Source organism: Pseudomonas sp. PDM21 (assembly GCF_014852505.2).
Taxonomy (GTDB): domain Bacteria; phylum Pseudomonadota; class Gammaproteobacteria; order Pseudomonadales; family Pseudomonadaceae; genus Pseudomonas.
This window is the reverse complement of record NZ_CM181223.1, coordinates 2,846,694-2,859,837: the sequence shown is the minus strand read 5'-3', so window position 1 is coordinate 2,859,837 and position 13,144 is coordinate 2,846,694. Positions and strand designations below refer to the sequence as shown.

Here is a 13,144-nt window from a genome sequence, read left to right as displayed (position 1 = left end):
CATCATGTTCGAGCAATACCTGCTCCAATTCATCTACGGCATCTACCCCTACCTCGCCGGCACCGTGTTCCTGATCGGCAGCCTGATGCGCTACGACTATGGCCAGTACACTTGGAAGACCGGCTCCAGCCAGATGCTCTCGTCGAAGCACATGCGCCTGGCCAGTAACCTCTTCCACATCGGCATCCTGGCGATCTTCGGCGGCCACCTGGTCGGCCTGCTGACGCCGCACTGGGTCTACGCGCCGTTCCTCTCGGCCGGGCACAAGCAGCTGATGGCGATCATCTTCGGCGGCATCGCCGGGGTGCTCTGCGTGATCGGCGGCGCCATGCTGCTCTGGCGGCGGCTGACCAACCCGCGCGTGCGCGCCTCCTCCAGCGCGATGGACAACCTGATCATCGCCCTGCTCCTGCTGCAGGCCTGCCTGGGCCTGACCACCATCTTCGAATCCATGGACCACCTGGACGGCGGCATGATGCTGGCGCTGGCCAACTGGGCGCAGGCCATCGTGTTCTTCCGCGGCGGCGCGGCCGACTTCGTGATGGAAGCGCCGCTGATCTTCAAGCTGCACATCTTCATCGGCCTGACCATCATCCTGCTGTTCCCCTTCACCCGTCTGGTGCACGTGTGGAGCATTCCGCTGGGCTACTTCGGCCGTAACTACCAGATCGTCCGCCGTCGCGGCTAAGGAAAAAGCCAATGGACATGATTGCCGTCGAGAACCTCCCCGATGCACCGATCCCGGTGATCCGCGTCGGCGACACCGAACTGACCGAGGCCGACATCGCCAAGGAGACGCCCTTCCACCCGGCCTCCTCGCTGGCCGATGCGCAGCTCAGCGCCGTGCGCGCACTGGTCGTGCGCGAGCTGCTGTCGCAGCGCGCCGCCATGCTCGGGCTGACAGCGAACATCGAGGATGATGACCAGGCCGTCGCGGCCCTGCTGGAACGCGAGCTGAACATCCCGGAGCCGGACGAAACCAGCTGCCGGCGCTACTTCGACACCCACCGCGAGCGCTTCTCCGAACCGACCCGCCTGCGCGTGCGGCACATCCTGCTGCCCGCCGCACCGGAAGACGCCAAGGCCCGCGACGCGCACTACCGGCTGGGCGAGAAGCTGCTGAAGGAGCTGGGCGAGCACCCGGAGCGCTTCACCGACCTGGCTCAGCGGCATTCCGCCTGCCCGTCGAAGGACGAAGGCGGCGAACTGGGCTGGCTGACCTCCGGGCAGACCGTCGCTGAGCTGGACCAGGCCATCCAGCGCCTGCCGGTAGGCCTGCACGACCGGCCACTTGCGTCACGCTATGGCTGGCATGTGGTGAGCATCGACGAGCGCCAGGAACGCAAGCCGCTGCCCTATTCCCAGGTCGCCAACCACGTACACCACAGCCTGCGCGAGGAATCCACCCGCCACGCCCTGCGCCAGTACCTGCTGGCGCTGGAGAAGGAAATCGGTGTCCGCGGCTTCAGCCTGGATGAAGACCCCATCGAAGGCTCCGGCAACCGGCGCAGCGATATCGGGCTCTGACTTGCCCAGGGCTCAGGAACGGTCGCGGCGCACGGTGGAGATGAAGCTGGTCGGGATCGACATCAGCAGGATATAGGCCGATACCGCCAGCATCAGTCCGCCGCTACCCAGCAGCAGGTAGCGGCGCTCCTTCACCACGGTCACGTCCAGGCCGCCGGAAAAGAGAATCCAGCCCAGCCCCGCCAGCGCAACGGTGAAAAGGATGGCAATCAGGTAGCTGGCGGCGACGATCAGCATCCAGAACGGACTCCAGCGCCGGCGCGTTGGCTTTTCCATGGCTTCGGGCCTCCCAGCCCCCCAGCGAATACTCACGAACCCGCGCAGTCTGATGGCCACTGGCCGCTTCGGCAATGCGACGAAAGCGCAAGAAGCGCTTCCCAGACACGGCAGGGGCGCTGCAAACCCGACCGGAAGCGCCCGGCTGGCATACCGGAAAACCAGCAAGGGCGCTTACAATCACGGTTTTTGCCGACAGTGCAGTACGGTTTCGAAAATGTCGCTCGATCCACCCACCATGTTGACCATCACGGTCGCCCTCGCGGCGGCCGCAGCGCTGTACCTGGCCATCGAATGGCGCAGCGTGCGCGAACGCTCGCTGCTCTACTGGAGCGCGGGCTTCGCCACCATCACCATCGGCTCCACCCTCGCCCTGCTGCGCATGAGCGGCTACCTGCTGGTGGGCATCTGGTTCGCCAACGGCCTGCTGGTGCTGGCGCACTGGTTCTTCCTCAGCGGCGTGGCGAAGTTCACCGAAGCGAGGTTGTCGCGGGGCTGGCTGCTCGTCCCGCTCACCTGGATAGCGTTGCTGGCGCTTCCCGACGGCGGCCCGCTGTGGTCCAAGCTCATGCTGCTGGCCAACTCCTGGCTGGTCGCCCTGCTCTCCCTGCGCGCCAGCTACCTGCTGCGGCCCCACGGCAAGTCCCTGAGCGTGGGCGCGGTGCAACTGCGCTACGTGATGCTGGTACACGGCGCCTTTTACCTGGCCAAGGGCGCGACGGTGATCATCCCCGGTACGCTGATCGACCTGGCCGCCTTCCGTGGCGAAATCATCCAGATTTCCCTGGTCGAAGGCGCCATGGCGATCATGCTGATCGCCCTGTCGATGACCGGCACCGAGCGCTATCGCCGCGAGAAACGCATCGCCCGGCTTGCCGCGCGGGACCCGCTGACCGCCCTGTACAACCGCCGCGCCCTCGAAGTCCGTGCGCCGCGCGTGTTCGAGGAGATCTCCCCGGAGCGCCCCGGCGCGCTGCTGCTGATCGACATCGACAACTTCAAGCAGGTCAACGACCTGCACGGGCATACCGCCGGCGACCGCCTGCTGGTGGCGCTCAGCGAGATGATCCGCGCCGCTTTGCCCGAGCGGGCCGTGGCGGCGCGCCTGGGCGGTGACGAGTTCGTCATCCTGCTGAGCAATATCAGCGGCGAACAGGTGATGGAACTGGCCGGCAAGCTGCGCGAGCAGTTCCAGACCACCGCCACGCAGAACTTCGCCACGCCCCAGGCCGTGACCCTGAGCATCGGCGCCAACCTGTTCGACCAGCCACCGGCCAGCCTCGCCGCGCTGATCGAGCAAGGCGACGCTGCGCTCTACGAATCCAAGCGCGGCGGTCGCGACAGCATCCGCCTGATGGACCGCACGGTGGCCGGTGGCGATCCGCTGCGCCTGGGCTGATTCGAACCGATAGGAGCAACGCGGCCCGCGCAAGGCGGGCCGTGTGGGGACCTCAGGTGTGGCGCGCCGGCGCCGCGTACTGGGGCATGGTGATGCAGCCGATGTTGCCGCCGCCCAGGAGAATTTCCCGCGAGTTGTCGATACCGATCACGCGCTTGTCCGGGAACAGCTCGGCCAGCACGCCCTGGGCGATGCGGTCGTTGGGGTCGTTGAAGAACGGCATCACGATGGCCGAGTTGCCGGTGTAGAAGTTGATGTAGGAGGCGCAGATCTTCGTGCCTTCCTGGCGGTCGAAGCTGCCGTCGACCTGGTCCAGGCCCTCGGCCTCGGCAGCCGTCCACTCCAGGACCTGCGGCTGCGGCAGCTTGTGTACTTCCAGCGCGTTGCCTCGGGCGTCGCGAGCGCTGCGCAGCACGTCGTAGGCCTCCTGGTAGATTTCCCACTGCGGGTCGCTGCGGTCGTCCGTCCACTGCATCACCACCACGCCGGGCCGCACGAAGCAGGCCAGATCGTCGACGTGGCCGTCGGTTTCGTCGAACTTGCACCCGCGCGGCAGCCAGATCACGTGCTCGGCGCCCAGGTAGTCGCAGAGCCGGCGGGTGACCTCTTCCTTGCCCAGGTGGGCATTGCGGTTGCGGTTGAGCAGGCACTGCTCGGTGGTCAGCAGGGTGCCCTGGCCGTCACTGCGGATGCTGCCCATCTCGGCGATGATCGACGCGCGATAGCGGTCGAAGCCTTCGATCTCGAGGATCTTCTGCGCGATCTGGTCGTCCTTGTCCCAGGGGTAATAAAGGCCGCCATCGAGCCCGCCGTAGGCGTTGAACTGGAAGTCCACCCCGCGCATCTCGCCGGTGGCGTCATTGACCAGGAAAGCCGGGCCGCTGTCGCGGAACCAGGTGTCGTTGCAGGTCATTTCCACCACGCGCACATTCTCGGGGAGCATGCGCCGGGCGTTGGCGTACTGCGCGGCAGAGGCGCAGACGGTCACCGGCTCGCTGCTGGCGATGGCGCTGACCACCTCGACCCAGATCTTCTGCGCCGGCTTGCCGCCGTTGCGCCAGACATCCGTGCGCTCGGGCCAGCCAAGCCAGCAGCGGGCCTTGGGTTCGAATTCGCCGGGCAGGCGGAAGCCATCGGCCTTGGGCAGTGTCGAGTGGGTGCGAGACATCGGTGGTACTCCGCAATCAGGGACTGGAATGCCTCAAGGTTGCCGTCTCGCCGCGAAGAGCACCATTGATGAATTTCGCGGAACAGCTGAATTCAATTCATCGAAAACCAACAAAAAGATGAGACCCACCAACAGTACCGACCTTACCGGAAAACCTCGCCGTAGGATGGGTGGAGCCTGCGACACCCATGCTGCCTGGGCTTCACGGCGCATCGATGGGTCTCGCTGCGCTCCACGCCATCCTACCTGGCGTTCATCCTGCGAGACGCAGGTTAAGCCGCCAGAACAGACCGTGCCGGACTCACATGTCATTGAGCTGGCCGGTCATCCATTCGATGAAATCCGCCACCGCCGGCTTCTCCAGACGCAGGCGTTCGCAGACCAGCGCGTACTGCCCCAGGGAGGTGATCTGCGCGGCGAACGGGCGCACCAGCCGGCCGCTGGCCAGGTCCTCGGCGCTGGTCAGGTTGTCGCCGATGGCCACGCCCTGCCCGCGCACCGCCGCTTCCATGGTCAGCCCGGCGTGACCAAGGTAGACGTGGCGGCTGGGGCGGATGTCGCTGGCGTGGGTGGTCAGCCAGGCAGTCCAGGACTTGCCGTCCTGGTCGTCGTGCAGCAGGCAGTGGCGCGCCAGGTCGCGTGGATGCTTGAGCGGCGACTGGTTGAACAGGCCGGGGCTGCACACCGGGAAGAACTGCAGGGTCGGCAACGGCCGCACGAAGTAGGTGCTGGCGTCCGCCGGACCGGTGCCGTAGGTGATCGCCAGGTCGATCTCGGCGGCCGGCCCCGGCGCCTCCAGCGGCTGTTCATGCAGGTGCAGGACAATCTCCGGATAGCGCTCGGCGAAATCCGCCAGCCGGCCCACCAGCCACTTCTGCGCCAGCTCCACCGTCACGGCGATATGCAGCTGTGCCTGAGAGCCCGGATCGCGCAACTCATCGCACGCTGTACCGATCAGCTCGAAGGCCTGTTGCAGGCTGCGCAGCAGGCGCCGCGCCTGGGGAGTGGGCTGCACCTGGCGACCCTGGCGCTCGAACAGCGTCGCCCCCAGTTGCTCTTCGAGCTGGCGTATCTGGTGGCTGACCGCACTGTCGGTGACACACAGCTCGGCGGCGGCGCGGCCGAAGTGCGCATGGCGGGCAGCGGACTCGAAGGTGCGCAGGGCGGTAAGCGAAGGCAGGCGGCGCATGGGCGGCAGGTCTTTTCGAAGAATGGCGGCCGGCATGCTGACCGAGGCGCCACGCCCAGCGCAAGCCACGGCATCGAGGCAGGGGCATCACTCTTTTCGCGACAGCCGCCACCGGCAGGGGACCAACGTCACTTTGCGGGAGCACCATCGTCGAGTGACGGCCAATCGGCAGGCCGGACGATTGGATACTCTTTATGTCCAGCATTGTGTCGTGTGCGGCATATCTATCGCATCTTGAAGCAAAACCCGAGTTGCATATCCCGGATCGCTATCTAGGCTCTTTCACACAACCGGCTTCCCCATGTCCTATGGGTAGCAGGCTCAACGTCTCCAGAGCGCATTCGGAGCGAATGCCTTTCACGTCGCCGGGGCGACGCGAGAGCCAGTCAGGGATCAGCAGGGGATGCTCGATGACCAGAGACAGCACAGGCGCCGCAAAGGCCATCAGCGCCACCATTGCCACATCGCTTTGTATCCTGTTCTCCGGCCCCGCCTCCGCCGGCGGCATCATGATCTACGAGGCCGGGCAGGAAGGCATGGGCCTGGCCAACGCCGGCTCCGCCGCCCTGGCCAGCGACCCCAGCGTGCTGATGAGCAACCCCGCCGGTATCGCCAGGCTCAAGGGCACGCAGATCAGCGCCAACGCCCAGGTCATCCTCGGCGACCTGCGTTTCTCCCGTGACGACAACAACCAGTTCGATGGCAACGAAGGCGGCAACGCCCTGGAATGGCTGCCCGGCGCGAGCTTCTTCGTCAGCCAGCAGATCGACGAGCGCTCGGCCATCGGCTTCGGCATGTACGGCAACTTCGGCCTGGCGCTGAACTACGACGACGACTGGGCCGGCCGCTACTTCAGCCAGGAAACGGCGATCATCGGCGTGTCCTTCCAGCCGACCATCGCGCACAAGTTCACCGACGACCTCACCGTCGGCATCGGCCCGCGCATCGTCTACGGCTACTACCGCACCGAGATGGCCATCAACAACAACCTGCTGGGCCTGCGCGACAACCCCGACGGCCAGCTGGAATACAAGGACACCGACGTCGGCGTCGGGGTCAACCTGGGCCTGCTCTATGACCTGAGCGAGCGCACGCAGATCGGCCTCGCCTACACCAGCAAGGTGAAGCTGGAGTTCGAAGACAGCCCCGACGTGAACAAGATCAGCAACCCGATCATCAATGCCGCGCTCAACCGCCTGGACGTCAGCTCGCTGGAGCTGGACGTGAACATCCCGCAGACGGCGACCCTGAGCATCGCCCACCAGCTGGACCCGCAGTGGAAGCTGCTGGGCAGCCTGGGCTGGCAGGACTGGAGCGAGTTCGGCGAGATCGGCGTGGACGTCGACGCCAACGCCGGCGGTGTCGACCGTACTGTCGACCGCAAGTACAAGGACACCTGGCACGCCTCCATCGGCACACAGTACCAGGCCACCCCGCAATGGCGCTGGAGCCTCGGCCTGGGCTACGACAGCTCGGCGGTGGACGACAAGGACCGCACCGTGGACAACCCCATGGCCGAGACCTGGCGCCTGGCGACCGGTATCAACTACCAGGTCGAGGAAGGCCTCGACCTGCACCTGGCCTACACCCTCGTCTGGCTCGGCGACATGGACGTCGAGCAGACCAAGTCACGCTCCGGCGAGACCCTTTCCGGCACTTACAACAACGCCGCCCTGCACATCATCGGCGGCGGTGCGACCTGGCGATTCTGACGGCCTACGCGACGACAAGAGCGCGGCCCTGACACTGCGATACGACACCTTCCACAAGAAACATCCCTAAGGAGCACTGCAATGAACCTGAAATTCCTGGCCCTGCCGCTGTGCGTGGCCACCCTCACCCTCTCCGGCTGCGCCAGCAAGTACGTGGAGCCGGAGAACTACTCAGGCTTCCTCAAGGACTACAGCGTCCTCAAGGAAGAGAAATCGCCCTCCGGCGCGCCGGTGATGCGCTGGATCAAACCCGGCATCGACGTCAGCCAGTTCACCAGCGTCTACGTCGAGCCGAGCCAGCTCTACCCGAAACCGCAGCCCAGCGAGAAGATCCCGCAGAGCACCCTGGACGGCATCACCAAGTACTACGACCAGGCGCTGCAGACGCAGTTCTCCAAGGCCCTGCCGCTGGCCACCGGTCCCGGCCCGGGCGTGCTGATCGTGCGTCCGGCGATCACCGCCGTCAGCGCCGAGACCAAGGGCCTGCAACCCTACGAGGTGATCCCGATCGCCCTGATCGCCGCCGGCGTCAGCACCGCCACCGGCATCCGCGACCAGGACACCAGCATCGCCACCGAAGCGGCCTTCCTCGACGGCAGCGACGGCAAGGTGGTCGCCCAGGTCGTGCGCAAGGGCGCCGGCACCGAGCTGGAGAACTCCTCCCAGGTCATGAGCGCCAACGACGCGAAGGCCGTGCTCGATGGCTGGGCGCGGGACATGCTCAAGTCCTATGAGCAACTGAAACACAAGTAACCCCCTGCATGGCCCGCCAGCCGGCGGGCCATGCCCACAAGGCCCCGACGCACCACCCGATGCAGTGAGGAAGTCACCGAAATTCAACGCTGGCAGTTGCCCCGCAGGTACAGTGCATTCCGCAAGAAGGAGCTTGAAATGAAAGCGATTGCCCGATCCCAGAAGTCGTTTGGCCAACTGCCAGGCCAAGGCCTCTGGAAATTCAGTACCTCGTTCGCCCTGGCCGCCGCCATCTCCATGACCACCCAGGCCTGGGCCGCCGAAACGCCCAAGGCCGCCACCGAGGCGACCAAGACCGCCAACGACGCCCTGCTCAAGGAGCTACCGTTCGACGACAAGACCTCGTTCGAGCTGGCGCACAAGGGCTTCATCGCGCCGCTGCCGTCCGAGCCGATCAAGGGCGAGAAAGGCAACCTGATCTGGGACCCGGCCAAGTACAACTTCATCAAGGAAGGCCAGGCCGCGCCGGCCTCGACCAACCCGAGCCTGTGGCGGCAATCGCAGCTGATCAACATCTCCGGTCTGTTCGAGGTCACCAAGGGCCTCTACCAGGTGCGCAACTACGACCTGTCGAACATGACCATCGTCGAGGGCAAGACCGGCATCACCATCTTCGACCCGCTGATCTCCGAGGAAACCGCCCGCGCGGCGCTGGAGCTGTACTACCAGCACCGGCCGAAGAAACCGGTGGTGGCGGTGATCTACACCCACAGCCACGTCGACCACTACGGCGGCGTGAAGGGCGTGGTGAAAGAGGAAGACGTCAAGGCCGGCAAGGTGAAGATCTACGCACCCAAGGGCTTCCTCGAACACGCCGTGGCCGAGAACGTAATGGCCGGCACCGCCATGAGCCGCCGCGCCAGCTACATGTACGGCAACCTGCTGCCGCCGACTGACACCGGCCAGCTCGGCGCGGGTCTGGGCACCACCACCTCCGCCGGTACCGTGACCCTGATCCCGCCGACCGACATCATTTCCCAGACCGGCGAGAAGCACGTCATCGACGGCCTGCACTACGAGTTCCTCTACGCGCCGGGCAGCGAGGCCCCGGCCGAGATGATGTACTACATCAAGGAAATGAAGGCGCTGAACACCGCCGAAGACTCCACCCATACCCTGCACAACACCTACTCGCTGCGCGGCGCGAAAATCCGCGAGCCGCTGCCCTGGTCCAAGTACCTCAACCAGGCGCTGAAGATGTGGGGCGACGACGTCCAGGTGATGTATGCCATGCACCACTGGCCGGTATGGGGCAACAAGGAAGTCAACGAGCACATCGGCCTGCAGCGCGACATGTACCGCTACATCAACGACGAAACCCTGCGCCTGGCGAACAAGGGCCTGACCATGACCGAGATCGCCGAGCAGGTGAAACTGCCCAAGGCGATCGCCACCAAGTTCTCCAACCGGGGCTACTACGGCTCGCTGAACCACAACGTGAAGGCGACCTACGTGCTCTACCTGGGCTGGTTCAACGGCAACCCGGCGACCCTGCACGAGCTGCCGCCGGACGAGGAAGGCAAGCGCTACGTCGACATGATGGGCGGCGCCGACGCGGTGCTGAAGAAGGCCAAGGAGTACTACGACAAGGGCGACTACCGCTGGGTGGCCGAGGTGGTCAACCACGTGGTCTTCGCCGACCCGAACAACCAGGCGGCGAAGAACCTGCAGGCCGACGCTCTCGAGCAGATGGGCTACCAGGCCGAGAGCGGCCCGTGGCGCAACTTCTACCTGACCGGTGCGCAGGAGCTGCGCAACGGCGTGCAGAAGCTGCCGACGCCGGACACCGCCAGCCCCGACACCGTCAAGGCGATGGACCTCGACCTGTTCTTCGACTACCTGGCCATGCGCCTGAAAGGCCCGGAAGTCGAGGACAAGAAGATCACCCTGAACTTCGACTTCACCGACCTCAAGCAGAAGTACCTGCTGCAGATGGAAAACGGCGTGCTCAACCACACCGAAGGTCTGCAGGCCAAGGACGCCGACGCCACCATCACCCTGACCCGCGACACCCTCAACAAGCTGATGCTCAAGCAGGCGACGCTGAAGGATGCCGAGGCCTCGGGCGACATCAAGGTCAACGGCGACCAGGCCAAGCTCGAAGAGCTCATGAGCTACATGGACAACTTCGACTTCTGGTTCAACATCGTCACGCCCTGACCGGGCCGCAGCAGCCAGGCCGGCGGCACGCGCCGCCGGCCTGGCGCTTTCCTCGCAGTCCTGGAAGCCCCTCACATGGATACCGTTCGCGGCACCGCTTTCCTCCAGTTCGGCGAACTGCTCGCCGAGCGCGGCGCCTCGCTTCGCGCTCACCTCGCGCCGCATCGCATCGACCTGAACGTCGTCGGCGACTACGAGAAGAAGTTCTCCTACCGCAGCCTGGTGCAGATCTTCGAAGGCAGTGCCCGCTCACTGGCCATGCCAGAATTCGGCCTGGAACTGGCGAGCCGGCAGAAATCCACCCTGCTCGGCCCTCTGCAACACCTGGCGCAGACCGCGCCCACTGCCGGCGAAGGGCTGGCTGCGGTGGTGCGCTACATGCGCCTCTACAGTCCCTCGATCCTCTTCCACCTCGAGCGCCGCAACGACTGCACCCTGCTCTGCTTCGACAACGCCCTGCCGTGCATCGAAGAGATTCCGCAAATCGTCGAGAAGTCACTGCTGCACGGCCGACTGATGATGGCTGAACTGCTCGGCACGCCCTTCCAGCCCACCACCGTGCTGCTGCGCCACCAGCCGCAAGCCGAGCTGGCGGTGTACCGGCGCTACTTCGGTTGCCCGGTGCTGTTCGGCCAGGAATACAACGCCCTGGCGATCTCCCAGCGCGACCTGCAACGCCCCTGCGTACGTCACGACGCCACGCTGCACGCCATCGTGAAGTTCTACCTGGAAGCACATTCGGGCGCGGACGAGAAACTCGGCTTCGAGGTCGAGCGACACATCCACGCCCTGCTGCCCCGGCAGCGCTGCAACCTGGAACAGGTGGCACAACTGCTCGACCTGCACCCGCGCACCCTGCAGCGTCGACTGGCCAACGACGGTATCGACTTCGAAGAGCACGTCGACCAGATCCGCCGCCGCCGCGCCGAACAACTGCTCGGCCAGTCCGACCTGCCCATCTCGAGGATCGCCCAGGAGCTGGGCTACCGCCGCACCACCTCATTCTGCCGCGCGCACCACCGCTGGTTCGGCATGGCGCCCATCGAGTATCGGCGCGCGCTGAAGTCCTGAGTCCGCCACACCCGCGATCGATTCACCGCCGCTCCGCTCCGTAGGGCGCATAACCCGGAACGGGTTATCCGCCGGCAGCCTGACGGCGGATAACGCTGGCGCGTTGTCCGCCCTACCAGCGCGAGCACGCTGCAGCGCCAGATGCACCAGGCCTGTGGTCGCGCGCATCGCGCGCTCCTCCAGCAGCCCCGCGATACCGGCGCTCACTCGAACATTCCCTGCAAAGCGTTATTGCCCTGAGGCCAGGCATTCGGTTATTTTGATAATAATTCGCATTTGCACGATCCATCGTCCGGCTCCCATGACACGACCCATCGCCCGCGCCCATCGAGCCCAAGTGGCCAGCCTCTACCGCGAGAACCACGGCTGGATCCAGCAGTGGATCAATCGTCGCCTGGGCAATGCCAGCGATGCCGCCGAGCTGGCCCAGGACGTCTTCGTGCGCCTGTTGGCGCAGCCACGGGAGTTCGAGAGCGACGTCCACGCCCGCGCCTACCTGAGCCGCATCTCGCTGCACCTGTGCGTCGATTTCTGGCGCCGCAAGCAGTTGGAGAAAGCCTGGCTCGAAGCCCTGGCGCTGGTGCCGGAAAGCCATTGGCCGTCGCAGGAACACCAGGCGATCATCCTGGAAACCCTTGGCCAGCTGCAGGACCTGCTGGAACGGCTGCCGCCCAAGGTCGCCGCCGCCTTCAGCCTGTCGCAGCTGCACGGCATGGGTTACCGGGAGATCGCCGAGGAGCTTGGCGTTTCGGTGCGCACAGTGACCAAATACATCGCCCAGGCCATGTTCCAGTGCGCCCTGCTCGAGGCGGAACTGGACGGAGTGCTGCAGTGAGCGCGCGCCCCGGCCTCGACCACGCCACGCTGGAAAGCGCCGCCAACTGGTTCGCGCGCCTGCAAGAGTCCCCCAACGACACCGAACTGCGCGCGCAATGGCGCCGCTGGCTCGACCAGGGCGAATCGCAGCGCCTGGCCTGGAGCTACATCGAACGCATCGGCCAGCGCTTTGCCAGCCTGCAGGAGCAGGGCCCCTCCGCGCACAGGACACTGACCTCCCTGCGCACCGGCAAGCAGACCCGCCGCCGCCTGCTCAGCCAGCTCAGCGTATTGGCCGGCGCCGGCCTGTTCGGCTGGCTCGGTTGGCGAGCAAATCCCATCGCCAGCCTCCACGCCTGGCGCGCCCAGTACCGCACGGCGGTGGGCGAGCGCCGCAGCGAGCGGCTGAGCGACGGCACACAAGTCTGGCTCAACAGCGACAGCGCACTGGACGTTCATTTCGACGACGCCCGCCGCGAGCTGGTGCTGTACGCCGGTGAAGTGCTGATCGAGACCGGCCACGGCGACAGCCGTCCCTTCCAGGTCCGCACCCGTGCCGGCTTGCTGCAGCCGCTGGGCACGCGCTTCAGCGTGCGCGAAATCGGCCCGCGCACGCAGCTCAATGTCTACCAGGGCGCGGTGCGCGCCACCCTGCAGGACAGCGGCGCCAGCCTCACCCTGCAAGCGGGCCAGGGCGTCGTCTTCGATGCCCTCGAAGCCGCTGCGCTGACCCGCGCCGAAGCCCGCCGCGAAGCCTGGAGCCGCGGCCTGCTGCTGGCCGAGGACATGCCGCTGGAGGAATTCATCGCCGAACTCGGCGGTTACCGGAGCGGCCACCTGGGCGTCGACCCCACCGTGGCACGGCTGCGCGTCATGGGCAGCTTCCCGCTGGCCGACACCGACCAGGCCCTGGCACAACTGGAAGAGGCGCTGCCGGTGCGTGTGCAGCGGCGTTTCGACTGGTGGGTGACGGTGGTTCCACGGAGCTAGCCAGGCGCCCTGCGGGTGTTCGCGAGCAACAATCTTCCCGCTCTGGTGGCACCCTGCAAAAAAGTTTTCGAGAATGGTTCCGA

General features: G+C 65.8%; 12 protein-coding genes. 9 read left to right on the top strand and 3 right to left on the bottom strand.

Annotation, left to right across the window (positions count from 1 at the left end; genetic code table 11):
* Positions 1-4: 4 nt before the first annotated feature.
* Entirely contained in the window at positions 5-688 is a 684-nt protein-coding gene (narI, locus tag IB275_RS13385; RefSeq protein ID WP_138214500.1) for a respiratory nitrate reductase subunit gamma, read from the top strand.
* An 11-nt stretch (positions 689-699) separates the two neighbouring features.
* The gene (locus IB275_RS13380; protein ID WP_192295529.1) at positions 700-1,527 is read left to right on the top strand and encodes a peptidylprolyl isomerase; all 828 of its coding nucleotides are present in this window, start codon (positions 700-702) and stop codon (positions 1,525-1,527) included.
* A 12-nt stretch (positions 1,528-1,539) separates the two neighbouring features.
* On the opposite strand, the gene IB275_RS13375 is transcribed toward IB275_RS13380, so the two are convergent.
* On the bottom strand, positions 1,540-1,803 hold the full coding sequence (locus IB275_RS13375; protein WP_138214502.1) for a hypothetical protein: 264 nt from the start codon (positions 1,801-1,803) through the stop codon (positions 1,540-1,542).
* Between the two features lie 217 nt (positions 1,804-2,020).
* Here IB275_RS13375 and IB275_RS13370 point away from each other — a divergent pair, with 217 nt between their 5' ends.
* Positions 2,021-3,202, top strand: a complete 1,182-nt coding sequence (locus IB275_RS13370) for a GGDEF domain-containing protein (RefSeq protein WP_192295528.1) — start codon at positions 2,021-2,023, stop codon at positions 3,200-3,202.
* Between the two features lie 52 nt (positions 3,203-3,254).
* Here IB275_RS13370 and aguA read toward each other — a convergent pair whose 3' ends face one another.
* Together aguA and IB275_RS13360 are read right to left on the bottom strand one after the other, a co-directional pair.
* A complete protein-coding gene (gene aguA, locus IB275_RS13365; protein ID WP_192295527.1) occupies positions 3,255-4,370 on the bottom strand; it encodes an agmatine deiminase in 1,116 nt (371 codons plus the stop codon).
* Between the two features lie 301 nt (positions 4,371-4,671).
* Complete coding sequence (locus tag IB275_RS13360) at positions 4,672-5,559, bottom strand: LysR substrate-binding domain-containing protein (RefSeq protein WP_192295526.1); 888 nt, start codon at positions 5,557-5,559, stop codon at positions 4,672-4,674.
* 410 nt (positions 5,560-5,969) lie between these two features.
* Between IB275_RS13360 and IB275_RS13355 the strand changes: the two genes are divergently transcribed.
* The 6 genes from IB275_RS13355 to IB275_RS13330 all read left to right on the top strand — a co-directional run bounded on the left by IB275_RS13355 (position 5,970) and on the right by IB275_RS13330 (position 13,061).
* Entirely contained in the window at positions 5,970-7,271 is a 1,302-nt protein-coding gene (locus IB275_RS13355; RefSeq protein WP_192295525.1) for an OmpP1/FadL family transporter, read from the top strand.
* Between the two features lie 81 nt (positions 7,272-7,352).
* The gene (locus IB275_RS13350; protein ID WP_138214507.1) at positions 7,353-8,024 is read left to right on the top strand and encodes a DUF3313 domain-containing protein; all 672 of its coding nucleotides are present in this window, start codon (positions 7,353-7,355) and stop codon (positions 8,022-8,024) included.
* 138 nt (positions 8,025-8,162) lie between these two features.
* On the top strand, positions 8,163-10,184 hold the full coding sequence (locus IB275_RS13345; protein WP_192295524.1) for an alkyl/aryl-sulfatase: 2,022 nt from the start codon (positions 8,163-8,165) through the stop codon (positions 10,182-10,184).
* Between the two features lie 75 nt (positions 10,185-10,259).
* Positions 10,260-11,255, top strand: a complete 996-nt coding sequence (locus tag IB275_RS13340; RefSeq protein WP_192295523.1) for an AraC family transcriptional regulator — start codon at positions 10,260-10,262, stop codon at positions 11,253-11,255.
* Between the two features lie 301 nt (positions 11,256-11,556).
* Complete coding sequence (locus IB275_RS13335; RefSeq protein ID WP_192295522.1) at positions 11,557-12,090, top strand: sigma-70 family RNA polymerase sigma factor; 534 nt, start codon at positions 11,557-11,559, stop codon at positions 12,088-12,090.
* Positions 12,087-13,061 (top strand): FecR domain-containing protein, encoded by a 975-nt coding sequence (locus tag IB275_RS13330; RefSeq protein WP_192295521.1) that lies wholly within the window; start codon positions 12,087-12,089, stop codon positions 13,059-13,061. The genes IB275_RS13335 and IB275_RS13330 overlap by 4 nt, the downstream gene beginning before the upstream one ends.
* Positions 13,062-13,144: the final 83 nt, after the last annotated feature.